19 protein-coding genes and 1 tRNA gene are annotated in these 25,656 nt (G+C 73.6%); 10 read left to right on the top strand and 10 right to left on the bottom strand.

All coding sequences use genetic code 11. The annotated features are described in order from the left end of the window. Positions 1–180 precede the first annotated feature (180 nt). The 4 genes from gltB to BLQ97_RS16770 all read left to right on the top strand — a co-directional run bounded on the left by gltB (position 181) and on the right by BLQ97_RS16770 (position 8,811). On the top strand, positions 181–4,845 hold the full coding sequence (gltB, locus tag BLQ97_RS16785; RefSeq protein ID WP_217637235.1) for a glutamate synthase large subunit: 4,665 nt from the start codon (positions 181–183) through the stop codon (positions 4,843–4,845). Next, positions 4,838–6,325, top strand: a complete 1,488-nt coding sequence (locus BLQ97_RS16780; protein WP_091367157.1) for a glutamate synthase subunit beta — start codon at positions 4,838–4,840, stop codon at positions 6,323–6,325. The genes gltB and BLQ97_RS16780 overlap by 8 nt, the downstream gene beginning before the upstream one ends. A 198-nt stretch (positions 6,326–6,523) precedes the next feature. Beyond that, complete coding sequence (gene pyk, locus BLQ97_RS16775) at positions 6,524–7,939, top strand: pyruvate kinase (RefSeq protein WP_091367156.1); 1,416 nt, start codon at positions 6,524–6,526, stop codon at positions 7,937–7,939. After that, positions 7,936–8,811, top strand: coding sequence for an acyl-CoA thioesterase (locus BLQ97_RS16770; protein WP_245692320.1), 876 nt, complete (start codon positions 7,936–7,938; stop codon positions 8,809–8,811). Before pyk ends, BLQ97_RS16770 begins: the two co-directional genes overlap by 4 nt. Here the strand turns inward: BLQ97_RS16770 and BLQ97_RS16765 are convergent. Both BLQ97_RS16765 and BLQ97_RS16760 read right to left on the bottom strand, forming a co-directional pair. After that, positions 8,789–10,420, bottom strand: coding sequence for an aminotransferase class V-fold PLP-dependent enzyme (locus tag BLQ97_RS16765; protein WP_245692317.1), 1,632 nt, complete (start codon positions 10,418–10,420; stop codon positions 8,789–8,791). The two genes, BLQ97_RS16770 and BLQ97_RS16765, sit on opposite strands and share 23 nt — an antisense overlap. A 215-nt stretch (positions 10,421–10,635) precedes the next feature. After that, positions 10,636–10,709, bottom strand: a tRNA-Leu gene (locus BLQ97_RS16760). A gap of 85 nt (positions 10,710–10,794) precedes the next feature. Here BLQ97_RS16760 and BLQ97_RS16755 point away from each other — a divergent pair. Together BLQ97_RS16755 and BLQ97_RS16750 are read left to right on the top strand one after the other, a co-directional pair. Next, on the top strand, positions 10,795–11,400 hold the full coding sequence (locus BLQ97_RS16755) for an ANTAR domain-containing response regulator (protein ID WP_091367155.1): 606 nt from the start codon (positions 10,795–10,797) through the stop codon (positions 11,398–11,400). Between the two features lie 162 nt (positions 11,401–11,562). After that, positions 11,563–12,903 carry an ABC transporter substrate-binding protein gene (locus tag BLQ97_RS16750; protein ID WP_091367154.1) on the top strand — a complete coding sequence of 447 codons (1,341 nt, stop codon included), beginning with the start codon at positions 11,563–11,565 and terminating at the stop codon, positions 12,901–12,903. Positions 12,904–12,980: 77 nt separating this feature from the next. On the opposite strand, the gene BLQ97_RS16745 is transcribed toward BLQ97_RS16750, so the two are convergent. The 5 genes from BLQ97_RS16745 to BLQ97_RS16725 form a co-directional block, all read right to left on the bottom strand. Continuing rightward, on the bottom strand, positions 12,981–13,406 hold the full coding sequence (locus BLQ97_RS16745; RefSeq protein ID WP_091367153.1) for a DUF7712 family protein: 426 nt from the start codon (positions 13,404–13,406) through the stop codon (positions 12,981–12,983). Positions 13,407–13,506: 100 nt separating this feature from the next. Then, positions 13,507–14,364 carry an ABC transporter ATP-binding protein gene (locus BLQ97_RS16740; RefSeq protein ID WP_217637234.1) on the bottom strand — a complete coding sequence of 286 codons (858 nt, stop codon included), beginning with the start codon at positions 14,362–14,364 and terminating at the stop codon, positions 13,507–13,509. Continuing rightward, positions 14,361–15,413 (bottom strand): ABC transporter ATP-binding protein, encoded by a 1,053-nt coding sequence (locus BLQ97_RS16735; protein WP_245692314.1) that lies wholly within the window; start codon positions 15,411–15,413, stop codon positions 14,361–14,363. The genes BLQ97_RS16740 and BLQ97_RS16735 overlap by 4 nt, the downstream gene beginning before the upstream one ends. Beyond that, positions 15,403–16,401: a branched-chain amino acid ABC transporter permease gene (locus tag BLQ97_RS16730; protein ID WP_091367152.1), complete on the bottom strand. Its 999-nt coding sequence runs from the start codon at positions 16,399–16,401 to the stop codon at positions 15,403–15,405. The genes BLQ97_RS16735 and BLQ97_RS16730 overlap by 11 nt, the downstream gene beginning before the upstream one ends. A gap of 3 nt (positions 16,402–16,404) precedes the next feature. Further along, positions 16,405–17,658 carry a branched-chain amino acid ABC transporter permease gene (locus BLQ97_RS16725; protein ID WP_091367151.1) on the bottom strand — a complete coding sequence of 418 codons (1,254 nt, stop codon included), beginning with the start codon at positions 17,656–17,658 and terminating at the stop codon, positions 16,405–16,407. Positions 17,659–17,934: 276 nt separating this feature from the next. Between BLQ97_RS16725 and BLQ97_RS16720 the strand changes: the two genes are divergently transcribed. After that, positions 17,935–18,576 carry a GNAT family N-acetyltransferase gene (locus BLQ97_RS16720; RefSeq protein ID WP_175471786.1) on the top strand — a complete coding sequence of 214 codons (642 nt, stop codon included), beginning with the start codon at positions 17,935–17,937 and terminating at the stop codon, positions 18,574–18,576. Positions 18,577–18,608: 32 nt separating this feature from the next. Here BLQ97_RS16720 and BLQ97_RS16715 read toward each other — a convergent pair whose 3' ends face one another. Beyond that, entirely contained in the window at positions 18,609–19,013 is a 405-nt protein-coding gene (locus BLQ97_RS16715; RefSeq protein WP_091367149.1) for a PaaI family thioesterase, read from the bottom strand. A gap of 79 nt (positions 19,014–19,092) precedes the next feature. Here BLQ97_RS16715 and polA point away from each other — a divergent pair, with 79 nt between their 5' ends. Further along, positions 19,093–21,831, top strand: a complete 2,739-nt coding sequence (gene polA / locus BLQ97_RS16710) for a DNA polymerase I (protein WP_091367148.1) — start codon at positions 19,093–19,095, stop codon at positions 21,829–21,831. Between the two features lie 59 nt (positions 21,832–21,890). On the opposite strand, the gene BLQ97_RS16705 is transcribed toward polA, so the two are convergent. Then, a complete protein-coding gene (locus BLQ97_RS16705) occupies positions 21,891–22,742 on the bottom strand; it encodes a class I SAM-dependent methyltransferase (RefSeq protein WP_091367147.1) in 852 nt (283 codons plus the stop codon). Between the two features lie 213 nt (positions 22,743–22,955). Between BLQ97_RS16705 and rpsA the strand changes: the two genes are divergently transcribed. Beyond that, a complete protein-coding gene (gene rpsA, locus BLQ97_RS16700; protein ID WP_091367146.1) occupies positions 22,956–24,431 on the top strand; it encodes a 30S ribosomal protein S1 in 1,476 nt (491 codons plus the stop codon). Between the two features lie 145 nt (positions 24,432–24,576). Here rpsA and BLQ97_RS16695 read toward each other — a convergent pair whose 3' ends face one another. Further along, on the bottom strand, positions 24,577–24,846 hold the full coding sequence (locus tag BLQ97_RS16695; protein WP_091367145.1) for a hypothetical protein: 270 nt from the start codon (positions 24,844–24,846) through the stop codon (positions 24,577–24,579). Between the two features lie 159 nt (positions 24,847–25,005). Here BLQ97_RS16695 and coaE point away from each other — a divergent pair, with 159 nt between their 5' ends. Further along, on the top strand, positions 25,006–25,608 hold the full coding sequence (gene coaE / locus BLQ97_RS16690) for a dephospho-CoA kinase (protein ID WP_091367144.1): 603 nt from the start codon (positions 25,006–25,008) through the stop codon (positions 25,606–25,608). The last annotated feature ends 48 nt before the right edge of the window (positions 25,609–25,656 follow it).

The following is a 25,656-nucleotide window of genomic DNA, read 5'->3' as shown; positions in this document are numbered from 1 at the left end:
ACGGCACCACCCCCGTGGGCTCGCGAGCCGGACCGTCCCGGGTCACCGTGTCCCGGCCGGTCGACGGCTCACCGCAGTCCTCCGCCTGCACCCTCCGCCGCCCCTTGACCACCGGCCGGGCAGCCCTGCCCCCGCGCCGTCGCCCGCGCGACGGCGCGGCAGCCGACGACGGGAGTGATCATGTCCGGGTCCCGCACCCCCGCCCCCCGCTCCACCACCGGCTCGGCCGTGCCGTTCTCCGCGGTGCCCCCCGCCGCCGGTCTCTACGACCCGGCCAACGACTCCGACGCCTGCGGCGTCGCCCTGGTCGCCGACGCCCGCGGGCGCAGCTCGCGCTCCATCGTGGCCGCCGGCCTGACCGCGCTGCACAACCTCGACCACCGCGGCGCCGCGGGCGCCGAGCCGAACTCCGGCGACGGCGCCGGGATCCTCACCCAGGTGCCCGACCGGCTGCTGCGGGCCGCCGTCGACTTCGACCTGCCGCCGGTGGGGGAGTACTCCGTCGGCATCGCCTTCCTGCCCGTCGACGCCGACGAGCGGGCCGCCCGGCGCGACGACGTCGCACGCATCGCCGCCGAGGAGGGCCTGACCGTCCTCGGCTGGCGCGACGTGCCGGTCGACCCCGACGGCGCCGACCTCGGGCCCACCGCGCGGGCGGTCATGCCGCACTTCGCCCAGCTCTTCGTCGCCGAGACCATGGGCGCCCGCGCCGACGCCGCGGCCTTCGGCGGCCCGGTGTCGGTCAACGGCGTCACCCGGCTCGAGCGGCGCTCCTTCGTGCTGCGCAAGCGCGCCGAGCGGGCGGCCCGCGAGGCGGGCAGCTCGATGTACGTGGCGTCGCTGTCCTCGCGCACCATCACCTACAAGGGCATGCTGACCACCGACCAGCTGCCGGCGTTCTTCCCCGACCTGCGCGACGAGCGCTACGAGTCGGCGATCGCCCTGGTGCACAGCCGGTTCTCCACCAACACCTTCCCGAGCTGGCCGCTGGCCCACCCGTTCCGCTTCATCGCGCACAACGGCGAGATCAACACCATCAAGGGCAACCGCAACCGGATGCGGGCCCGCGAGGCCAAGCTCGAGACCGAGCTGTTCGACGGCCCCGCCGGCCCGGCCTCCGAGCTCGGCCTGGAGCGGGTCTTCCCGGTCACCGCGAGCGACTTCAGCGACTCGGCCACCTTCGACGAGGTGCTCGAGCTGCTGCACCTGTCGGGCCGCTCCCTGCCGCACGCCGTCCTGATGATGATCCCGGAGGCGTGGGAGAACCACGACGAGATGGACCCGGCCCGCCGGGCCTTCTACCGGTTCCACTCCTCGATCATGGAGCCCTGGGACGGGCCGGCCTGCGTGGCCTTCACCGACGGCACCATCGTCGGGGCGGTCCTCGACCGCAACGGCCTGCGCCCGGGCCGCTGGTGGAAGACCAAGGACGACCTGGTCGTGCTCGCCAGCGAGGCCGGCGTCCTGGAGATCCCCGCGGGCGACGTCGTCGCCAAGGGGCGGCTGCAGCCGGGCCGGATGTTCCTCGTCGACACCGCCTCCGGGCGGATCGTCTCCGACGAGGAGGTCAAGGGCGCCCTGGCCGCCGAGCACCCCTACGAGGACTGGCTGCACGCCGGCCTGGTGCACCTGCCCTCGCTGCCCGAGCGGCGGCGGGCCCGGCCCAGCCACGAGTCCGTCGTCCGCCGGCAGCTGCTGTTCGGCTACACCGAGGAGGACCTGCGCGTCCTGCTCACCCCGATGGCGTCCTCGGGTGCCGAGCCGATCGGCTCGATGGGCACCGACACCCCGATCGCGGCGCTGTCGGACCGTTCCCGGCTGCTCTACGACTACTTCGGCCAGCTGTTCGCCCAGGTGACCAACCCACCCCTGGACGCCATCCGCGAGGAGCTGGTGACCAGCCTGGGCCGCACCTTCGGTCCCGAGCAGAACCTGCTGAGGGCCACCCCGGCGTCCTGCCGGCAGGTGTTCCTGCCCTACCCGGTCATCGACAACGACGAGCTCGCCAAGATCCTGCACATCGACGACGACGGCGACCTGCCGGGCTTCGCCGCAGTGCGGATCACCGGCCACTTCGACGTCACCGGCGGCGGGCCCGCGCTGGTGCAGGCCGTCGAGGAGCTGCGCAGCAAGGTCAGCCGGGCCATCGCGGCCGGCGCGCGGGTCATCGTGCTCTCCGACCGCGACTGCGACGAGCGGCGCGCGCCGATCCCGTCGCTGCTGATGACCGCCGCCGTCCACCACCACCTGGTGCGCGAGCGCACCCGCATGGAGGTGGGCCTCGTCGTCGAGACCGGCGACTGCCGCGAGGTGCACCACGTCGCGCTGCTGCTCGGCTACGGCGCGGCCGCGGTCAACCCCTACCTGGCCTTCGAGTCGATCGAGGACCTCATCCGCGACGGCGTGCTCACCGGCGTGCAGCCGGCGCAGGCGGTGCGCAACGTGGTCAAGGCGCTGGGCAAGGGCGTCCTGAAGGTCATGAGCAAGATGGGCATCAGCACCGTCGGCTCGTACACGATGGCGCAGATCTTCGAGGCGGTCGGCCTCTCCCAGGAGGTCGTCGACGAGTACTTCACCGGCACCTCCGCGCCGCTGGGCGGGGTGGGCGTCGACGTGCTCGCCGAGGAGGTCGCCATGCGGCACCGGCGCGCCTACCCGGAGAACCCGACCGAGCGGGCGCACCGCCGGCTGGAGACCGGCGGGGAGTACCAGTGGCGCCGCGAGGGCGAGGTGCACCTGTTCAACCCCGAGACGGTGTTCCTGCTCCAGCACTCCACCCGCTCCCGGCAGTACGAGGTCTTCGAGCGCTACACGCAGACCGTCGACCAGCTCTCGGAGGACGCCGCGACGCTGCGCGGCCTGTTCACGCTGCGCACGGGCGTGCGCGACCCCGTGCCGCTGGAAGAGGTGGAGCCGGCCAGCGAGATCGTCAAGCGCTTCCAGACCGGCGCGATGAGCTACGGCTCCATCTCGCAGGAGGCGCACGAGACCCTCGCCATCGCCATGAACCGGCTCGGCGGGCGGTCCAACACCGGGGAGGGCGGCGAGGACCCCGACCGGTTCGTGCCCGACCCCAACGGCGACCTGCGCCGCTCGGCGATCAAGCAGGTGGCCAGCGGCCGCTTCGGCGTGACCAGCGAGTACCTGGTCAACGCCGACGACATCCAGATCAAGATGGCGCAGGGGGCCAAGCCCGGCGAGGGCGGCCAGCTGCCCGGCGGCAAGGTCTACCCGTGGGTGGCCCGCACCCGGCACTCGACGCCGGGCGTGGGCCTGATCAGCCCGCCGCCGCACCACGACATCTACTCGATCGAGGACCTCAAGCAGCTGATCCACGACCTGAAGAACGCCAACACCGAGGCGCGGGTCAACGTCAAGCTGGTCGCCGAGGTCGGCGTCGGGACGGTCGCGGCCGGGGTGAGCAAGGCGCACGCCGACGTCGTCCTCATCTCCGGGCACGACGGCGGCACCGGTGCCGCGCCGCTCACCTCGCTCAAGCACGCCGGCTCGCCGTGGGAGCTGGGCCTGGCCGAGACGCAGCAGACGCTGCTGGCCAACGGCCTGCGCGACCGCATCGTGGTGCAGGTCGACGGGCAGATGAAGACCGGCCGCGACGTGATGGTGGCGATGCTGCTGGGTGCGGAGGAGTACGGCTTCGCCACCGCCCCGCTGGTCGTCTCCGGCTGCATCATGATGCGGGTCTGCCACCTCGACACCTGCCCCGTCGGGGTGGCCACCCAGAACCCGGAGCTGCGCAAGCGGTTCACCGGCCGGCCCGAGTTCGTCGTCACCTTCTTCGAGTTCCTCGCCGAGCAGGTGCGCGGGTACCTCGCCGAGCTGGGCTTCCGCTCGGTCGACGAGGCCGTCGGGCACGTCGAGCTGCTCGACACCCGCCCCGCGGTCGACCACTGGAAGGCCCGCGGCCTGGACGTGTCGAAGATGCTGGCGGTGCCCGAGCTGCCCGAGGGGACGCCGCGGCGCGCGGTCCGCACCCAGGACCACGGCCTCGACGTCGCGCTGGACCAGACGCTGATCCAGCTGTGCGAGGGCGCCCTGCTCGACGCCCGGCCGGTCACCCTCGAGCTGCCGGTGCGCAACGTCAACCGCACCGTCGGCACGATGCTCGGCTCGATGGTCACCCGCCGCTTCGGTGGCGAGGGCCTGCCCGACGGCACCATCGACCTGACCTTCACCGGGTCGGCCGGCCAGTCCTTCGGCGCCTTCGTGCCGTGCGGGGTCACCATGCGGCTGCTCGGGGACGCCAACGACTACGTCGGCAAGGGCCTCTCCGGCGGGCGGATCGTCGTCCGCCCGGCGCGCGAGGCGACCTTCGCCGCCGAGGACAACGTCATCGCCGGCAACGTCATCGGCTACGGCGCGACCGGCGGCGAGCTGTTCCTGCGCGGCCGGGTCGGCGAGCGGTTCTGCGTGCGCAACTCCGGCGCGCTCGCCGTCGTCGAGGGCGCCGGCGACCACGCACTGGAGTACATGACCGGCGGCCGCGCGGTGGTCCTCGGGCCGACCGGGCGCAACGTGGCGGCCGGCATGTCCGGCGGCATCGGCTACGTGCTCGACCTGGCCCGCCACCGGGTGAACACCGAGATGGTGGACGTCGAGCCGCTGGACGGGGAGTCCGCGCAGTGGCTGCGCGAGGTCCTGGTCCGCTACCAGGCCGAGACCGAGTCGCCGGTGGCCGCCGCGCTGCTGGCCGACTGGGGCCGCTGGTCCGAGCAGTTCAGCACGATCATGCCGCGCGACTACCGCCGCGCACTGGAGGCCCGGCGCGCCGCCGAGGCCGCCGGGACCGACGTCGACCGAGCAGTGATGGAGGCCGCACGTGGCTGACTCCACGGGGTTCCTGAAGTACGAGCGGGCGCTGCCGCCGCGGCGGCCCGTCGACGTCCGCATCCTGGACTGGAAGGACGTCTACCTCTCCCGGCAGAGCGGGGAGGACGCCGTCTACCCGGTCGCGGCGCTGCGCCAGCAGGCCGCCCGGTGCATGGACTGCGGCATCCCGTTCTGCCACCACGGCTGCCCGCTGGGCAACCTGATCCCGGAGTGGAACGACCTGGCCCGCCGCGAGGACTGGCAGGAGGCCATCGAGCGGCTGCACGCGACGAACAACTTCCCGGAGTTCACCGGGAAGCTGTGCCCCGCGCCCTGCGAGGGCTCCTGCGTGCTGAACCTGCAGGACTCGCCGGTCACGATCAAGCAGATCGAGTGGGAGATCATCGACCAGGCCTTCGAGCGGGGCCACGTGCAGCCGCAGGCCCCGGCCGAGCGCACCGGCCGGAAGGTCGCCGTCGTCGGGTCCGGCCCGGCCGGGCTGGCCGCCGCCCAGCAGCTCACCCGCGCCGGCCACGAGGTCACCGTCTACGAGCGCGCGGACAAGGTCGGCGGCCTGCTCCGCTACGGCATCCCCGAGTTCAAGATGGAGAAGGCCGTGCTGGACCGGCGGCTGGACCAGATGCGCGCCGAGGGCACCCGCTTCGTCACGGGTGTCGAGGTCGGCGGCAGCGGCGAGGGCGACCTGTCGGCCGAGCAGCTGCGGGCCGAGTTCGACGCCGTCGTCCTGGCTGGCGGGGCGACCGTCGGCCGCGACCTGCCGGTCCCCGGCCGTGAGCTGGCGGGCATCCACCTGGCGATGGAGTTCCTGCCCTTCGGCAACCGGCAGGCGCTCGGCGAGCTCGACGACCCGCCGATCAGCGCCCGGGGCCTCGACGTCGTGATCATCGGCGGCGGGGACACCGGCGCCGACTGCCTGGGCACCTCCCACCGGCAGGGCGCCCGCTCGGTCACCCAGCTGGAGATCATGCCGGCGCCGCCGGACAAGCGCGCCGAGGGCAACCCCTGGCCGACCTACCCGATGATCATGCGCATCTCCTCGGCCCACGAGGAGGGCGGCGAGCGGCTGTACTCGGTCAACACCGAGCGCTTCCTGGGCGACGACGACGGCCACGTGCGCGCCCTGCTCATCCACGAGGTGCGCCGGGTCGACGGCCGCTTCGAGAAGGTGGAGGGCACCGAGCGCGAGCTGCCCGCCCAGCTGGTGCTGCTGGCCATGGGCTTCACCGGCGCCCAGCGCGAGGGGCTGGTGGAGACCCTGGGGCTGGAGCTCGACGCCCGCGGCAACGTCGCGCGCGACGGCGAGTTCATGGCCACCGTGCCCGGCGTGTTCGTCGCCGGGGACGCCGGCCGCGGCCAGTCGCTCATCGTCTGGGCCATCGCCGAGGGCCGCGCCGCCGCCGGCGCCGTCGACGCCTACCTGACCGGCAGCTCCATGTTGCCGCGCCCGGTCACCCCGACGGCCGTCGCGCTGCGATAACACCGTCGTCCTCCGGACGACACCGCCACCAGGTGCCGTCCCGGCCGGGCGGAGCCCTGCGGTCGCGTCCTCCTCGGGGGACCCTCCGGGCCCCCGCTCGTCGGACGACACCACGGCCAGGGGCCGCTCCCGCGACACCGCGGGAGCGGCCCCTGCCCGTTCCACGGGTCCGGCAGGCCGCCCACTAGCGTTCTCCCCATGTCCCGCCGCGCGAAGATCGTCTGCACCCTGGGCCCCGCGACCAGCTCCCTGGAGCAGATCACCGCCCTCGTCGAGTCGGGCATGGACGTCGCCCGGCTCAACTTCAGCCACGGGTCGCACGCCGACCACGAGGCCTCCTACCTGAAGGTGCGCCAGGCGTCGGACCGGACCGGTCACGCCGTGGCCGTCCTGGCCGACCTGCAGGGCCCCAAGATCCGCCTGGGCACCTTCGCCGACGGCCCGGTCACCTGGGAGACCGGCAGCCGCGTGTGCGTCACCGTCGAGGACGTCGAGGGCACCGCCGAGCGCGTCTCGACCACCTACAAGGGCCTGGCCGCCGACGCGCGCGTGGGCGACCGGCTGCTGGTCGACGACGGCAAGCTGGCGCTGTCCGTGGTCGCCGTCGACGGCCCCGACGTCTGGTGCCTGGTGGTCGAGGGCGGCCAGGTGTCGAACAACAAGGGCCTGTCGCTGCCCGGCGTCGCGGTGAGCGTCCCCGCGCTGTCGGAGAAGGACGAGGAGGACCTCCGCTTCGCCCTGCACCTGTCGGTCGACTTCATCGCCCTGTCCTTCGTCCGCTCCCCGGCCGACGCCGAGCTGGTGCGCGACGTCATGCGGCAGGAGGACATCTACCTGCCGGTCATCGCCAAGCTGGAGAAGCCCGAGGCGGTGGAGAACCTCGAGGCGATCGTCGAGGCCTTCGACGGGATCATGGTGGCCCGCGGCGACCTCGGCGTGGAGCTGGCGCTCGAGCAGGTGCCGCTGGTACAGAAGCGGGCCGTCCAGGCCGCCCGGGAGCGCAACAAGCCGGTCATCGTGGCCACCCAGATGCTCGAGTCGATGATCGAGAACTCCCGGCCCACCCGCGCCGAGGCCTCCGACGTCGCCAACGCCGTCCTCGACGGCGCCGACGCGGTGATGCTGTCGGGGGAGACGTCGGTCGGGCGCTTCCCGGTCGGCGCGGTCCGCACGATGGAGCGGATCATCGACGCCGTCGAGAGCGACGAGGCGTGGGTGCCCGAGCTGCACCGCAAGTCGCGCTCCCGCTCCGGGGCCATCGTGCGCGCGGCCCGCGACATCGCCGAGAGCCTCGACGTCAAGGCGCTGGCCACCTTCACCCAGACCGGCGACACCGCCCGCCGCCTGGCCGCGCTCCACCCGCGCCAGCCGCTGCTGGCCTTCACCGTCGACGCGCGGGTGCGCAGCCAGCTGGCGCTGTCGTGGGGCGTGGAGACCTTCATCGTGCCCTCGGTGCAGCACACCGACGACATGGTCCGGCAGGTGGACTTCTCGCTGCTGTCGATCGGCCGGCTGCGGGAGGGCGACCGGGTGGTCGTCGTCGCGGGCAGCCCGCCCAACACCGTCGGCTCGACCAACCTCATCCGCGTCCACGAGGTCGGGACCGACTCGTGAGCGGTGGCGACTCCCAGGCCGCCGCCCTCATGACCGTCCTCGGACTCGAGGAGCGGGACACCGACGTCTTCGTCGGCAGCACGCCCCGCACCCGCCTGCAGCGCATCTTCGGCGGGCAGGTGGCCGGGCAGGCGCTCATGGCCGCCGGGCTGACCGTGCCGGGCGAGCGCGGGGTGCACTCGCTGCACTCCTACTTCCTGCGGCCCGGTGACCCGCACGAGGAGCTGCGCTACCGCGTCGAGCGCATCCGCGACGGTCGGTCCTTCTCCACCCGCCGGGTCATCGCGTGCCAGCGCCGCGGCACCGAGGACGTCGCCGTCTTCGCGCTCACCGCCGACTTCCACGGCGGCGAGCCGGCCGTCGTCGCGCACGCCCGGCCGATGCCGGAGGTCCCCGGGCCCGAGGAGCTGCGCTCGCTGGCCGACCACGCGGCCGGGCACGGCGACCTCGCCGCGCCCGCGCTGGAGATCAGCCGCGCGGTGGAGCAGCGCCCGCTGGCCGACCCGTTCGCCCCCGACCCGAAGTCGCCGCCGGACACGCGGTCGCACGCCTGGTTCCGGGTGGCCGGGCGGCTGCCGGAGGACGCCGCCGTGCACGCCGCGGCGCTCACCTTCGTCACCGACCTGACGCTGCTGTCGGCCGGCCTGGCCCGGGTGGGCGGCGGCTGGGGCGGGCGCTACGTGGGCGCGAGCCTCGACCACGCCGTGTGGTTCCACGCGCCGGTGCGCGCCGACGAGTGGTTCCTCTACGAGACCGACAGCCCGGCGGCCTCGGCCGGCCGCGCGCTGTGCTTCGGCAGCATCTGGTCGGCCGACGGCACGCACGTGGCCACCGTCGCCCAGGAGGGGCTCATCCGGTCACTGGGGGACTGACCGGCTCCGGCTCGGTCTGCCGCCGGGCCTCCGCGTCGGCTTCGCGCTGCGCCTCCCGCTCGGACTCCCGCTGAGCCTCGGCCTGCGCCTCCCGCTCGGCCTCGGCCTTGCGCTCGGCCTCGGCGCGGGCCCGCTCGGCGGCCTGCTCGGCGAAGTCCGCGGCCAGCCAGTCGTGCCCCTCGCACAGCAGCGCCCAGGCGCGCTCGACGTGCGCCCGGGTCGTCGTGGTCGCGCCGATCGCCACGCGCAGCACGGTGCGGCCGCGCACCGTGGTGTGGGTCAGGTAGACCTCGCCGCCGTCGTTGAGCCGCTCGAGCAGCGTCATGGTGGCGACGTCGGCGTCCACGTCGGCCGGCCACCGCGGCTGCAGGCAGACCAGCGACAGCGGGTGCGGCGTGACGACGTCGAAGCGGTCGTCGGCGCCGGCCCACCCGGCCAGCTCCTGGGCGAGCGCCACCCCCGACCGGACGTGCGCGCGCAGCCCCTCGGCGCCGTACCAGCGCAGCACCGCCCACAGCTTGAGGGCGCGGAAGCGGCGGCCGAGCTCGACCTGCCAGTCGCGGTAGTCGACGACGGCCCCGGCGTCGGTGGCGGCGTTGCGCAGGTACTCGGGCAGGATCGCCAGCGCGCCGGTGAGCGCGGCCCGGTCGGCGACCCAGAAGAGCGTGGCGTCGAAGCCGGTGAGCAGCCACTTGTGCGCGTCGGTCGTGTAGCTGTCGGCCCACTCGACGCCGGCCTGCAGCGGGCGCAGCTCGGGGGCCACGGCGCTCACCCCGGCGTAGGCGGCGTCCACGTGCAGCCACACGCCGTGGTCGCGGCAGATCGGACCCAGCTCGGCGAGCGGGTCGACGGCGGTCGTCGACGTCGTCCCCACCGTCGCGCACACCAGCACCGGGCGGAACCCCCGGGCGACGTCGCGCTCCAGCCGGGCCCGCAGCGCCTGCGGGCGCATGGCCAGGTCGCCGTCGACCTCCACGATGCGCACGGCGTCGGTGCCCAGGCCGGCGATCCGCGCGGCCTTCTCCATCGAGGAGTGCGTCTCCGAGGAGACGTAGACGGTGTGCTCGTCGGGCCGGACGCCCTGCCGCACGGTGCCGCCGCCGCTGGCCCGGTGCAGCGCCGCCAGCAGGGCGACGAGGTTGGCACCGGAGCTGGAGTCCTGGACGACGCCGCCGCCGGTGCCCGTGGACCGGTAGGCGGCGGGCAGCCCGAGCAGGTCGGCGAACCAGTCGAGGACGTGCTGCTCGAGCTCGGTGGCCGCCGGGCTGGTCACCCACGACATGCCCTGCACGCCGAGACCGGCCGAGAGCAGGTCGCCGAGCACCGAGGGCCCGGAGGTGTTGGCCGGGAAGTAGGCGAGGAAGCCGGGGTGCTGCCAGTGGGTGACCCCCGGCAGGACGACGCGGTCGAGGTCGGCCAGGACGGCGGAGAACGGCTCGCCCCGCTCGGGTGCCGACGGCGGAAGCGCGGCCCGCACGTCGCCGGGGGAGACCCGCGAGCGGACCGGGAAGGACTCGATGCGCGACCAGTAGTCGGCGATCCAGTCGACCACCTCGTGACCGTGCTGCCGGAACTGCTCGGGCGTCATGTGGGGCACGGGCTCGCTCACCCCGTCACCGTATTGCCCGCTACGAACGGGCCCCGGAGGGGTCCGTGAGGGGCGAGGCGACGCAGGACGAGGACGCCGGGACGCGAGCCGCCCTGCGAGGCGGCGTGAGGAGTGGGGCCCGGAGGGTCCCGCGACCGAGCGCCGGGGTGGGCTCAGCGCAGGCCGGGAGGGCACGTGGCCGCGGTCGCCGTCCGGAGGACGGCAGTCCAACAGGGTGCCCCCGGTGCGACTCGAACGCACACTGCGCGGGTTTTGAGTCCGCTCCCTCTGCCGATTGGGGTACGGGGGCCGGCCGGCTCGCCGCGAGCGGGGTCACGGCGCCAGCAGCCTAACCGGGACGCCGCCGCCGTCCGGCGTCGCTAGGCTCTGCGCCCGTGAGCAGCGAGCCGACCCGGGTCCTCATCGCCGAGGACGAGGCCCTCATCCGCCTCGACCTCAAGGAGATGCTCGAGGAGGAGGGGTACGTCGTCGTCGCCGAGGCCGGTGACGGGCAGACCGCCGTCGACCGGGCCCGGGAGCTCTCGCCCGACCTGGTCATCCTCGACATCCAGATGCCGGTCCTCGACGGCCTGGCCGCGGCCGAGCAGATCGCCTCGTCGCGCATCGCGCCGGTGATCGTGCTGACCGCCTTCAGCCAGCGCGAGCTGGTCGAGCGGGCCCGGGACGCCGGCGCCATGGCCTACCTGGTGAAGCCGTTCTCCAAGAACGACCTCGTGCCGGCCATCGAGGTGGCCCGCGCCCGGTTCACCGAGATGGCCGCGCTCGACGGCGAGGTGCGCACCCTCGAGGAGCGCCTCGAGACGCGCAAGGTCGTGGAGCGGGCCAAGGGCGTGCTGATGACCGAGCAGGGCATGACCGAGGCCGAGGCGTTCCGGTTCATCCAGCGCACCGCGATGAACGAGCGCACGTCCATGAAGGCGCTCGCCGAGCGGATCCTGTCGCCCGACGCACCCGTCCCCGCGGACGGTTCGTCCTCCTGAGGGACGGCGTTCACACGACCGGATCCGGCGAGGTCACGACCTCGTCACGGTTCCGTCCGTCCTGCTCCACGACCGTGGGCAGCAGTTAGGTTCTGCGGACTGACGGGGCCGGTGTCCTCACGACCGGCCGCGGACCGACGTACGACAACTGGGAGTTGCTGGATGCGCACGCGTACCTACGCCCGCAGCATCGCCGTCACGTCAGCCGCGCTCGTCGCCCTCACCGCCTGCGGTGGCGGTGGCGACGACGGTGGCAGCGACTCGGGCGGCGACGCCTCGGGTGGCGGCGAGAAGCAGGTCAACGTCTACGGCACCGACGGCAACACGGGGTCCCCCCTCGGGGAGGACTTCGAGGAGCAGGGTGCCCTCGCCGGGATGAAGGGCACGCTGCCCCTCACCGAGCTGGCCGGCGACTTCACCGACCGGCTGCTGACGGTCGACCCCAACCTGGGGAACACCTTCAACTACGCCGGTGAGACCTACGACGCCGTCGTGCTCACCGCCCTCGCCGCGCAGCTGGCCGGCACCAACGACGCCAACGTCTTCAAGGCCTACGTCAACGGTGTCACCACCGGCGGCGAGAAGTGCGACTCGTTCCAGGCCTGCCTCGACATCGTCAACGCCGGGGGCAACCCCGACTACGACGGCGTCAGCGGCCCGCTGGCCTTCGTCGACGCGGGTGAGCCCGCCGCGGCGAGCTTCGGCATCCAGCAGTTCGGCGACGACAACGCGATCGACGACTCGGCCACCCGGTACGTGCTCGCCGGCGACGAGGCCAACGCCACGACCGACGAGGGCCCGGCGCCCGCGCCGGCCGGCACCACCGGTGAGCAGCTGGTCATCGGCACGCTGCTGCCGCTGACCGGTGACCTCGCCTTCCTCGGCCCCCCGGAGGTCGCCGGCGCCAAGCTGGCCGTCCAGGAGATCAACGAGGCCGGCGGCGTCCTGGGTCAGGAGGTCCGTCTCGAGGAGGGTGACTCGGGCGACGCCACCACCGACACCGCGACGCAGACCGTCGACCGCCTGCTGCAGGCCGGCGTCAACGCGATCGTGGGCGCGGCGTCCTCGACCGTGAGCCTCAACGTCATCGACCGGATCACGGCCGCCGGCGTCATGCAGATCAGCCCGGCCAACACGTCGGACCAGTTCACCGACTACGCCGACAACGGCCTGTACTTCCGCACCGCGCCGCCGGACGTGCTGCAGGCCCGTGCCCTGGCCGACCTCATCGCGGAGGACGGCAACAACACCGTCGGCATCCTGGCCCGCAACGACGCCTACGGCACCGGCCTGGCGGAGAACACCCGCCAGAACCTGCTGTCCGGCGGTCTGTCCGAGGACCAGGTCGTGAGCATCATCTACGACCCCAACGCCGCCAACTTCGACTCCGAGGTCCAGCAGATGGTGGACCTCAACCCCGACGGCATCGTCGTCATCGGGTTCGAGGAGTCCTCGCGGATCATCCAGGGTCTGAACGAGAACGGCATCGGCCCGCAGCGCTGATGTAGTCCTCCTCTCCGGCAGCGGCCCGGTACCCCCCACGGGGTGCCGGGCCGCTGTCGTGTGCGCGCCGTCGGTGCTCAGCGCTGCAGCCGCTGGCCCTCGGGCGCCCAGTCGGCCGGGCGGCCCCGGTGGTCGGAGAACTCGACCACCCACCGCCACCAGCTGCGGTCGGGAGCGTGCTCCCGGCGCAGCAGCACGCCGACCTCGCCACCGGGCAGCAGCACCGGCAGGCCCAGGTGGCCGTCGTCCGGCCAGACCTCGGTGCGCCGCAGGCCGCCGTCGGTGAGCTCGAGCAGCGTCACGGGGGAGTGCTCGCCGTCCCGGTCGGTCTCGCCGCGGGCGACCACGGTGTCGTCGTCGGCGGTCACCCGCACGGTCAGCCGGGCGGGGGCGGCGTGCGCGAGCACGCGGGAGGAGCCGCCGGCGGTCAGCGCCCGGCAGGAGTCCAGGTCGTTCATCCCGCCGTCGGGGGCACGCAGCAGGAGGACCCCGGTGCCCCCCACGCTTCGCCGGCTCGGCGCGGGACCCTGCACCGGGGCCGGGAACCGACGAGGCCGGCGCCCCCGCGGGGGACGCCGGCCTCGTCAGGGGCCTCGCGGGCGGTCAGTGCGCCTTGGCGAGGGTCCCCAGGTAGAGCTCGACCACCTTCGGGTCGGTCATCAGCGACCGGCCGGTGTCGGTGTAGGCGTTGCGGCCCTGGTCGAGCACGTAGCCGCGGTCGCAGATCTGCAGGCAGCGCCGGGCGTTCTGCTCGACCATGATGATCGAGACCCCGGTGGCGTTGATCCGCCGGCAGCGGATGAAGACCTCGTCCTGGTAGGCCGGCGACAGGCCCGCCGAGGGCTCGTCGAGCAGCAGCACCGACGGGTCCATCATCAGCGCCCGGCCCATGGCCACCATCTGCCGCTCACCGCCCGACAGCGACCCCGCCTTGCCCTTGCGACGCTCGCCGAGCAGCGGGAACAGGTCGACGACGTAGTCGAAGCGCTCCTTGAACGTCTTCGACCGCAGGTAGACGCCCATCTGCATGTTCTCCTCGATGGTCAGCGAGGGGAACACGTTGTTGTTCTGCGGCACGTAGCCGACGCCCAGGGACACCAGCCGGTGCGCGGGGGCGGAGGTGATGTCCTCGCCGCGCAGCGTCACGTTTCCGGAGCGGACGGGGATGAGCCCGAACAGCGTCTTGAGCAGCGTCGACTTGCCGGCGCCGTTGGGGCCGATGATGCCGACGAGCTCGCCCTCCTGCAGGTAGAAGTCGCAGCCGCGCAGGATGTTCACCCCGGGCACGTAGCCGGCGACCAGGTCGTCGGCACGCACCAGGGCACCCTCGGCCAGTCGCAGGTGCTCCTCGCGGGTGGCGGCCTTCTCGGCGGGGGAGAGCTCGGTGCTGCCGGCCGCGGCCTCGTCGGCGCGGGTGACGTCCTCCCCGGTCTCGTCGACGTGGAACAGCGGGTCGCTCATCGCCCGTCCTTCCCGGTGCTGGTGGTGTCCGAGCCGATGACCTCGCCGCCGCCGTGCTCCTCGGCGGCGATCTGCGCCTCGGCCTGGGCCAGGACGCGGTCCTCCTCCTCGACGGTCAGCGGCGCGTCGTGGTGGGCGCCGAGGTAGGCGTCGACGACGGCCTGGTTCTGGCTGATCGACTCCGGCGGGCCCTCGGCGATCACCCTGCCGGCGGCCATGACGACCACCCAGTCGCTGATGTCCCGGACGACGTCCATGTCGTGCTCGACGAAGATGACCGTCATGCCCTCCTCGCGGAGGTCCTTGACGTGGCCGAGCAGGCTCTGGGTGAGCGCGGGGTTCACGCCGGCCATGGGCTCGTCGAGCATGACCACCTGCGGGTCGCTCATCAGCGCCCGCGCCATCTCCAGCAGCTTGCGCTGACCCCCGGAGAGGGTGCCGGCGAACTCGTCCTTCTTGGCGTCGAGCTTGAACCGCCGCAGCAGGTCCATCGCCTTGTCGGTGTTCGCCCGCTCCTGGTTCCGCCAGGACCCGGGGACCAGGGCCCGCAGGAAGCTCTCGCCCTTCTGCCCCTGGGCACCGAGCAGCATGTTCTGCAGGACGGTGAGCCGGGACAGCGCCTTGGTGAGCTGGAAGGTGCGGACGACGCCGAGGCGCGCCACCTGGTGCGGCGCGAGCTTGCCCAGCGGGCGGCCGTCGAAGCTCCAGGTGCCGGTGTTGGGCTGGTCGAACCCGGTGAGCAGGTTGAACAGCGTCGTCTTCCCGGCACCGTTGGGCCCGATCAGGCCGGTGATGCCGCCGCGCTGGATCTCCAGCCGGTCGACCGACACCGCGGTCAGGCCGCCGAAGGTGCGGGTGACGTTCTCGACGACGACCACCGGGTCGGGCTTGGCGACGCCGACCTCCCAGGGCACGTCGCGCAGCGCCGCCTGGGCCAGCCGCTGCGGCGCGGCGCGGTGGGTGCCGCCCTTCTCCAGCGACGCGGCGTGCGCGCCGCTGGGGGTGTTCGCAGCGGGCGTGTTCCCAGCGGGCGTGTTCTCAGCGGGCATCGAGCATCACCTCTCGTCGGTCGCCGAAGATGCCCTGCGGCCGGAAGACGAGCAGCAGCATCAGGCCCAGCCCCACCAGGACGAACCGGATCTGCGCCACGTCGGTGGCCGACAGCAGCCCCTCCGGGATCACCCCGTTGCCGATCAGTGCCCGCAGACCGGTGTCGGCGAACTGGATGACGAACAGCAGGATGACCGCACCCACCACCGGGCCGAGCACGCGGGCGGAGCCGCCCAGGATGAGGACGGTGTAGGCCAGGAAGGTGTTGGCGTTCTGGAACTGGTCCGGGTTCGCCGCGCCGGTGGCCACCACGTAGACCATGCCACCGAGGGCGCCCATCACGCCGCCGAGCACGAGCGACTGCATCTTGTACAGGTAGACGTTCTTGCCCAGCGCGCGGACGGCGTCCTCGTCCTCGCGGATGGCCTTGAGCACGCGGCCCCAGGGGCTGCGCATGAGCAGCCACACCAGCAGGCACAGCAGCGCGACGAGCACCCAGCCGACCAGGGCCACCCACAGCTCGCCGCCGCTCCAGCGGGTACCGAGGATCGGGTAGCGCCGGCTGGTGTCCCACGGGGCCAGCGAGATGAAGGCGCCGTTGAAGCCGGCCAGCCCGCGGGTGCCACCCGTGACGGGGCTGGCCGACACCGACCGGAAGAGCAGCCGTAGCCCCTCGGCCGCCGCGATCGTCGCGATGGCCAGGTAGTCCGCGCGCAGCCGCAGGGTCGGCAGGCCCAGCAGCAGCGCGAGGAAGACCGCGGCGGCGAGGCCGACGACCACGCCGACCCAGAAGTTCAGCCCCCACTGGGTCACCGAGATCGCGATGCCGAAGCCGCCCAGCATGGCGAAGCCGATCTGGCCGAAGTTGAGCAGGCCGGTGTAGCCGAAGTGCACGTTGAGGCCGATGGCCAGCAGTGCGAAGAACACCGCCTGGAAGCCGAGCGCCGACTTGCCGGCGACGGCGAGTGCGTTGAGGAGGTCGCCCATGGCTCAGCCGATCCGTGCGCGGCTGCCCAGGATCCCCTGGGGCCGGATGACGAGGATGACGATGAGCAGCACCAGCCCGCCGACGTACTTGACGTCGCTCGGGATGACCAGCGTCGACATCTGCACGAAGACGCCGACGATGACGCTGCCCACCAGGGCGCCGTAGGCCGTGCCGAGGCCGCCGAGGGTGACGCCGGCGAACATCAGCAGCAGCAGCTGGAAGCCCATGTCCCAGCGGACCTGGTCGGACAGCCCCAGCAGGACGCCGCCGAGCGCGGCCAGCGCCCCGCCCATCATCCAGACGACCAGGATCACCCGGTTGACGTTGATGCCCGAGGACGCGGCGAGGTCCCGGTTGTCCGCGACCGCCCGCATGGCCTTGCCGATCTTGGTGCGCTGCAGCATGAGCGCGACCAGCAGCAGGACCACGATCGAGATGACGATCGAGATCAGCGACTGGTTGGTCAGCCGGAACAGGCCGTAGTCGACCGCCCGGGAGGTGCCGAGGCCGGTGTAGGGGTTGGAGAACCCGCCGTAGACGATCTGGATGAGGTAGCGCAGCAGCAGCGACAGGCCGATCGACACGACCAGCGCGGCGACCAGGCCGGTGCCGCGACGGCGCAGCGGCCGCCACAGGCCCAGCTCGTTGAGCGCGCCGAACGCCGCGCCGCCGATCATCGCGATGATCGCCGCCGGGATGATCGGCACGCCGAGGCCGGTGTTGACCCACCAGGCGAACAGCGCGCCGATGGTGACCAGCTCGCCGTGGGCGAAGTTGGTGAGGCCGGTGGTGCCGAAGATCAGCGACAGGCCGACCGCGCACATCGCGATGAGCAGGCCGAAGCGCAGCCCGTCGACGAGCAGCTGGACGGCCTCCACGTTGCCGCCGCCCGCGCCCTGGCTGCCGTCGTTCAGGCCGAACTGGACCGGCTGGCGGCGGCCGGCGTCGACGGTGACGGTGCGGCTGTCCTCGCCGGTGATGACCACGCCGTCGGGCAGCGAGTCGGCGTCGATGGTGACGGTGTACTGGCCGGGACCCGGGAGGTCGACCTCGAAGCGGCCGTCGTCGTCGGTCTCGGCCGTGTCGACCTCGTCGCCGTCGACGGTGGCGACGGTGACCTCGATGCCCTCGATGGGGCCGCTGCGGCTGGTCTGCAGGGTGCCGACGACCTGCTCGCCCTCGGCGCCGGCGGTGCCGGGGACGAGGACGGCCAGGCCGCACGCGGCGACGAGGACCAGCAGGAGCCGGAGCAGCACCCTGCTGGCGGCCGTCCCGGGTCCGGAGCGGATCGCGCCCCGGGCGTCCCTGGTCCGCCCGGCACGGGCTGACGGGTGCCTCACACAACCTCCCTGGTCGTGGCAGTGGAGCCCGGACGGTAACCCAGTGGCGTCGCCTTGCCGTTCTCTCGTCGCCCACCTGTGACCGAAGCGCGACACGCGCGGGTGACGGCCCGTGCACGCGTGACCGGCGCGTCGCAGCGGCGCGCGGTCGCCGGGGGTGCAGGCTCGCGGCACCGTCCAGGGGAGGACACCGTGTCAGCTACCGGTCAGCGGTCCCGCGTGGTCGCGCGCACGGCGCGACCGGGCGACCTGCCCGCCGTCCTCGCGCTGGTGCGCCAGCACCGCGTCGAGGCGCACGCCGAGGGCGTCCTCACCGGGCAGACGCCCGGCGCCGCGGCGACGGCGGGCTTCCGGCGGCTGCTGGCCGACCCCGCGTACCGCGTCGTCCTCGCGGTGCTGCCGGGGGCGAACGCTCGCGACGGCAGCGGGTCGGGCGCGGAGGTCGCGGTGGGCCTGGCGGTGCTGGGGCTCGACCCGCTCTCGGTGCTGCTCGGCGTCCCGCAGGTGACCGTCGACAACCTCGTCGTCCACCCGGAGCACCGGCGGCGCGGCGTCGGGGCCGCGCTGCTGGCCGCGGCCGCCGAGCACGCCGCGGACGTGGGCGCCGAGCACGTGGTGGCCGCCGTGGGCGGGCACGAGGCCGAGCGGCAGCGGTTCTTCGCGCGGATGGGCTTCGCGCCGCTGACCACCCGGCGGATCGTGCCCCGGGAGACGCTGGTCCGCTCGCTGGCCTCCTGGCAGCGGGGCGGGGTGCCGGTGCCCCGGCGGACGGCGCCGCGCCGCCGCCCGGTGGTGCGCGGGCCGGTCCCCTGGGGCGCGGTGGCCGAGGGCTGAGCAGGTCCGGCGGGGCTACGGGTCCGGCGGGGCTACGGGGTGAGGACCGCGCAGGTCAGCCGGGCGCTGGCCGTCGGCCGGCCCTGGTCGTCGGTGACCTCGATGAGGAACGTCGACAGCGTCCGGCCGCGGCGCACCGGCGTGCACACCGCGGTGACGGTGCCCGCGGTGGCCGCGCGCAGGTAGCTGGCGTTGAGCTCCACGCCCACGACCCGGCGGCCGGGACCGGCCCCGATCGCGGCCGCCCACGACCCCACGGACTCCACCAGCGCGCAGGTGGCGCCGCCGTGCAGCAGGCCGTAGGGCTGCTCGTTGCCCTCGACCGGCATCGTCGCCACCAGCCGGTCGGGGGAGTAGTCGACGATCTCGATGCCGAGCTTGTCGTCGAGCGGGCTGGGGGCCACCGCCGGCAGCCAGTCCGGAGGGGACGTCGTCACGCCGGGCACGGTAACCAGCGCCCGCGGTGACCCCCGGCGCGGGCCCTCCCCGTCGGCGCCCGGAACTAGGATCGCCGCGATGTCCGCTCCGGTGACCACCTCCGCGCCCACCGCCCCTGCGAGTCCGGGGACGCGGCCGCGGCTGCTGCTCCTCGACGGGCACTCGCTGGCCTACCGTGCCTTCTTCGCCCTGCCGGTGGAGAACTTCTCGACGACGACCGGCCAGCCGACCAACGCCGTCTACGGCTTCACGTCGATGCTGATCAACGTGCTGCGCGACGAGCAGCCCACGCACCTGGCGGTCGCCTTCGACGTCGGCCGCAAGACCTTCCGCAGCGAGATCTACGCGGAGTACAAGGCCAACCGCAGCGAGAGCCCGACCGACTTCCGCGGGCAGGTCAGCCTCATCCAGGAGGTGCTCGGGGCGCTGCACGTCCCGGTGGTCACCGCGGAGGGCTTCGAGGCCGACGACGTCATCGCCACGCTCACCGTGCAGGCCGTCGAGCAGGGCATGGACGTGCTCATCTGCACCGGCGACCGCGACGCCCTGCAGCTGGTCGACGAGCACGTCACCGTCCTCTACCCGCGCAAGGGCGTCTCCGACCTGACCCGGTTCACGCCGGAGGAGGTCGAGGCGAAGTACGGGCTGACGCCGCGGCAGTACCCCGACTTCGCGGCGCTGCGGGGCGACCCCAGCGACAACCTGCCGAGCATCCCGAGCGTGGGGGAGAAGACCGCGGCCAAGTGGGTCCGCGAGTACGGCTCCCTCGACGAGCTCGTCGACCGGGTCGACACGGTGAAGGGCAAGGTCGGCGAGAAGCTGCGCGAGCACCTGTCCTCGGTGCTGCAGAACCGGCGGCTCACCGAGCTCGACCGGCAGGTGCCCCTCGAGGTGGGCCCGCAGGACCTCGCCGTGCGCGCCTGGGACCGCAACGAGGTGCACACCCTCTTCGACAACCTGCAGTTCCGGGTGCTGCGCGACCGGTTGTTCGCCACGCTCACCAGCGCCGAGCCCGAGGTCGAGGGCGGCTTCGAGGTCACCGCCGACGACGTCCCCGCCGGGGGCCTGGCCGCCTGGCTCGACGCGCACGCCCGCACCGGGCGCACCGGCGTCGTCTTCCGCGGGACGTGGGGGCGGGGCACCGGCGAGCTGGCCGGCCTGGCGCTGGCCGCCGGGGACGACCACGCCCTCTTCGTCGACACCGGCCCCGACCTCGACGCCGCCGACGAGCGGGCGCTGGCCGACTGGCTGGCCGACCCGGCCGCGGAGAAGGTCGCCCACGACGTCAAGGGCCCACTGCTGGCGGTGTGGGCGCGCGGCTGGGACGTGCAGGGGCTGGTGAGCGACACCGCGCTGGCCGCCTACCTGGCGCTGCCGGGCCAGCGGTCCTTCGACCTCGGCGACCTGGCGGTGCGCTACCTGCGCCGCGAGCTCAAGGACGCCGCCGCCCCCGACAGCCAGCTGACCCTCGACGGGCTGGGCCCGAGCGAGGCCGACGTCGCCGCCGAGGCCGCGCACGCCGACGTGCTCAAGGCCGTCGCGGTCAACGACCTCTCCGACGCCCTCGAGCAGGTGCTCGGCCAGCGCGGCGGCGACCACCTGCTCGGCGAGATCGAGCTGCCGCTCACCCGCGTCCTCGCCGGCCTGGAGCGCACCGGCATCGCCGTCGACACCGACCTGCTGCACGAGCTGCAGCGCGAGTTCGCCGAGGGCGTGGCCGCCGCGGCCGCCGAGGCCTACGCCGTCATCGGGCACGAGATCAACCTGGGCTCGCCCAAGCAGCTGCAGGCGGTGCTCTTCGACGAGCTGGGCCTGCCCAAGACGAAGAAGATCAAGAGCGGCTACACCACCGACGCCGACGCGCTGACCTACCTGCTGGCGCAGACCGGGCACCCGTTCCTCGAGCACCTGCTGCGCCACCGCGACGTCACCCGGCTGCGCACGGTCATCGACGGGCTCATCCCGATGGTCGACGACGCCGGCCGCATCCACACCACCTACCAGCAGACGATCGCCGCCACCGGCCGGCTGTCCTCGACCGACCCGAACCTGCAGAACATCCCGATCCGCACCGCCGAGGGCCGGCGGATCCGCCAGGCCTTCGTCGTCGGGCAGGGCTACGAGTCGCTGATGACCGCCGACTACAGCCAGATCGAGATGCGGATCATGGCCCACCTCTCCGGCGACGAGGGCCTCATCGAGGCCTTCACCTCGGGGGAGGACCTGCACTCCTTCGTCGCCTCCCGGGCCTACGACATCCCGATCGAGGAGGTCGACCCGGAGATGCGCCGCCGGATCAAGGCGATGAGCTACGGCCTGGCCTACGGACTGAGCGCCTACGGCCTGGCCCAGCAGCTGCGCATCTCCACCGAGGAGGCGCGCGAGCAGATGCACGCCTACTTCGAGCGCTTCGGCGGGATCCGCGAGTACCTCGACGGCGTCGTCGACGACGCCCGGCAGACCGGCTACACCGAGACGACGCTCGGCCGCCGCCGCTACCTGCCCGACCTGACCAGCGACAACGGGCAGCGGCGGCAGATGGCCGAGCGGATGGCGCTCAACGCCCCCATCCAGGGGTCGGCCGCCGACGTCATCAAGGTGGCGATGCTCGGCGTCGACCGGGCGATCACCGCCGAGGGGCTGTCCTCCCGGGTGCTGCTGCAGGTGCACGACGAGCTCGTGCTCGAGGTCGCGCCGGGGGAGCACGACGCGCTCGAGGCACTGGTGCGCCGGGAGATGGCCGGCGCGGCGCAACTGTCGGTGCCGCTGGAGGTCTCGGTCGGCTCCGGCGCCAGCTGGGACGCCGCCGCGCACTGAGGGAGGACCCCGGTGCCCCCCGTGCGCCGGGCCGACCCCGGACGGTCCGGCTCTGCCCCTCAGGCTGAGGTCGAGGGTCGGTGCGCGACCAGGACGAGCGTGCCCGGCACGAGCGCCCCGCGCTCCGGGGACCACTGGCCCCACACCTGGGTGCGGCCCGGCGTCCACTCGGGCTCGACCAGGTCGTCGAGCACCAGGCCGGCGCCGACGACGGCGCGCACCCAGTCGCCGACCGTGCGGTGGTGCTCGACGTAGACCGTGCGCCCCTCGCCGTCGGTCTCCACGTAGGGCCGCCGGTCGAAGTAGGAGGACACCACGCGCAGGTCGTCGGGGTCGGGGGAGTCGGGCAGCGGCCAGCGGAAGGGGTGGTTGACCGACGCCGCGAACCGCCCGCCCGGCCGCAGCACCCGCGCCACCTCGGCGAGCGCCCCCTCGACGTCGGCGACGAAGGGCAGCCCGCCGAACGCCGAGCAGACGACGTCGACCGAGGCGGCGGCCAGCGGGAGCGCCCCCGCGTCGGCCTGCAGCAGCGGCACGTCGAGGCCGGTCGCGCGGTTGAGCTCGGCGGCGCGGGCGAGCATCCCGGCGGAGACGTCGAGCGCGACGACGTCGGCCCCGGCCCGGTGCAGCCACCGCGCGCAGGGGGCCGAGCCGCAGCCCACCTCCAGCACCCGGCGCCCGCGGACGTCGCCCAGCAGCCGCGCGTCGGCCTCGCGCAGCCCCTCGGGGCACCACAGGAAGTCCACGTCGCCGAGGTCCGCGCCGTGCTCGGCGAGGTAGGCCGGGGCGGCGGCGTCCCACCAGCCGCGGTTGGCCCGCGCCGACTCCTTGCGGCCGGCCGGGCGCCGCTCGACGCCGCCGGCGGCGGGATAGCCGTCGGGGCCCAGCGGCAGCGTGGTCGGCGGGCTCATGACACGCCGATCGTGACACGCCGCCGCCGGACTGGCGGGAGTGCACCCAGGTGGACCCGCACGCGCCCGCGTCCGTACCATGGGAAAGGCGCCAGAGGTCTGTCAGTGCTGTACCCCGGAGGGGTCCGGCGCGCGCCGGCTTCCCCGCTCCCGCGGTCACCCGGCCGCGGTGTCCTGTCCCTACGCATCCCCCCGTCCGGAGCACTCGACCACATGACCTCCACCCAGGTCCGTCCTGACAGCACCCCCCAGATCGCGGTGAACGACATCGGCACCGCCGAGGACTTCCTCGCCGCGATCGACCAGACCATCAAGTACTTCAACGACGGCGACATCGTCGAAGGCGTGATCGTCAAGGTCGACCGGGACGAGGTGCTGCTGGACATCGGCTACAAGACCGAGGGCGTCATCCCCTCGCGCGAGCTGTCCATCAAGCACGACGTCGACCCGCACGAGGTCGTCACCGTCGGCGACGAGGTGGAAGCCCTCGTCCTCCAGAAGGAGGACAAGGAAGGCCGCCTCATCCTGTCCAAGAAGCGCGCCCAGTACGAGCGCGCCTGGGGCACGATCGAGGCGAAGAAGGAAGCCGACGAGGTCGTCACCGGCACCGTCATCGAGGTCGTCAAGGGCGGTCTCATCCTCGACATCGGCCTGCGCGGGTTCCTCCCCGCCTCGCTGGTCGAGATGCGCCGCGTCCGCGACCTGCAGCCCTACGTGGGCCGCGAGCTCGAGGCCAAGATCATCGAGCTCGACAAGAACCGCAACAACGTCGTCCTCTCCCGCCGGCAGTGGCTGGAGCAGACGCAGTCCGAGGTCCGCAGCGAGTTCCTCAACAAGCTCGCCCGCGGCCAGGTGCGCACCGGCGTCGTCTCCTCGATCGTCAACTTCGGCGCGTTCGTCGACCTCGGCGGCGTGGACGGCCTGGTGCACGTCTCCGAGCTGTCCTGGAAGCACATCGATCACCCGTCCGAGGTCGTCGAGGTGGGCCAGGAGGTCACCGTCGAGGTCCTCGACGTCGACCTCGACCGCGAGCGGGTCTCCCTGTCGCTGAAGGCGACGCAGGAGGACCCGTGGCGCCAGTTCGCCCGCACCCACCAGATCGGCCAGGTCGTGCCGGGCAAGGTCACCAAGCTGGTGCCCTTCGGTGCGTTCGTCCGGGTCGACGAGGGCATCGAGGGCCTGGTGCACATCTCCGAGCTGGCCGAGCGCCACGTGGAGATCCCCGAGCAGGTCGTGCAGGTCGGCGACGAGATCCTGGTCAAGGTCATCGACATCGACCTCGACCGGCGCCGCATCTCGCTGTCGCTCAAGCAGGCCAACGAGGGCGTCATCGGCGACGAGGAGCAGTTCGACCCCGCCGCCTACGGCATGGCCGCCTCCTACGACGAGCAGGGCAACTACATCTACCCGGAGGGCTTCGACCCGGAGACCGGGGAGTGGCTCGAGGGCTACGAGGAGGCCCGCGAGACCTGGGAGCGGCAGTACGCCGAGGCCCAGGCCCGCTTCGAGGCGCACCGCAAGCAGATCGCCGCGGCCCGCGAGGCCGACGCCGAGGCCGCTGCCGGGGGCAACTACTCCTCCGGCGGTGACACGGCGACCGGTGGCGACACCACCTCCGGCGGTGGCGGGACGCTGGCCAGCGACGAGGCGCTCGCCGCGCTGCGGGCCAAGCTCGCCGGCGGGGAGTGACCTGCTGGCGCACCGCCTGACGGTCTGATCGACGACAGAGGCCCAGGACCCGAGAGGTCCTGGGCCTCTGTCGTGTCCGCGGTGGGACCGCGGGGACGCGGGCCTGCTGCCCGCCCGGCTTCCCCGACCGGGCGGGCCGGCCCGGCTAGAGGCTCAGGATGATGGCGAACGCGGTGCGGGGACGGCCGCCGGCGGCGGTGAGCGCCTGCCAGGTGTGCCGGCCGGCCGGAGCGGCGTCGAACAGCCACCGCAGGAAGGCGCTGCGCCGCGAGGTGGTCGCCTCCCGCGCCGCCAGGCGCTCGCGGACGGCGGGCAGGTCGGCCACCCGGATGCCGCCCGCGCGCTCCACGCGGTGCCGGCCCGGGGTGCGGGGGGCCGCGGGGACCGTCGCGACGGCGGTGCGGGACTGCGACATCGTCAGTGCCTGCCTCTCTCGGCTGCGTCCCCCTCCGTGGGGAACCGACGGGGCGGACGTTATGAGGAGTGACGGGTGTGACTGGTGCGACGCGCCGGGCGGGTCGCCCGGGCGTTACCCGTCCGTGACCGCGTCCGGTGTGCTGGTTACGGTCCGTGCATGCTGCGCATCGGACTGACCGGCGGGATCGGCTCGGGCAAGAGCACGGTCGCCGCGCTGCTGGCGGCCCGCGGGGCGGTGGTCGTCGACGCCGACCGGATCGCCCGGGAGGTCGTCGAGCCCGGCACGCCGGGCCTGGCCGCCGTCGTGGGCGCCTTCGGGCGCGGGGTGCTGACCCCGGAAGGCGCGCTGGACCGGGCGGCGCTGGCCTCCGTCGTCTTCGCCGACCCCGACGCCCGGGCACGGCTGGACGGCATCGTGCACCCACTGGTGCGCGCGCGGGCCCAGGAGGTGGTCGCGCAGGCCGCCCCGGACGCGGTCGTCGTCCAGGACGTCCCGCTGCTCGTCGAGACCGGCCAGGCCGGCCAGTACGACCTCGTCCTGGTGGTCGAGGCCGACCTGGAGACCCGGGTGGGGCGCCTGGCGCTGCGCGGGCTGGGGGAGGAGGACGCCCGCGCCCGCATCGCCGCGCAGGCCACCGACGAGCAGCGCCGCGCCGTGGCCGACGTCGTGCTGGACAACAGCGGCGACCCGGACGCGCTGGCCGGGCAGGTGGAGCGCTTCTGGGCCGAGCAGGTGGCGCCGCGGGTCGCCGGCGGCTGACCCCGGCCCGGAACGGGTCAGGGCCCCAGGTCGTCGACCTGGGGCCCT

This window comes from Geodermatophilus telluris, assembly GCF_900102745.1.
GTDB classification, from domain to species: Bacteria; Actinomycetota; Actinomycetes; order Mycobacteriales; family Geodermatophilaceae; genus Geodermatophilus; species Geodermatophilus telluris.
This window is presented reverse-complemented; position numbering and strand designations above follow the sequence as displayed.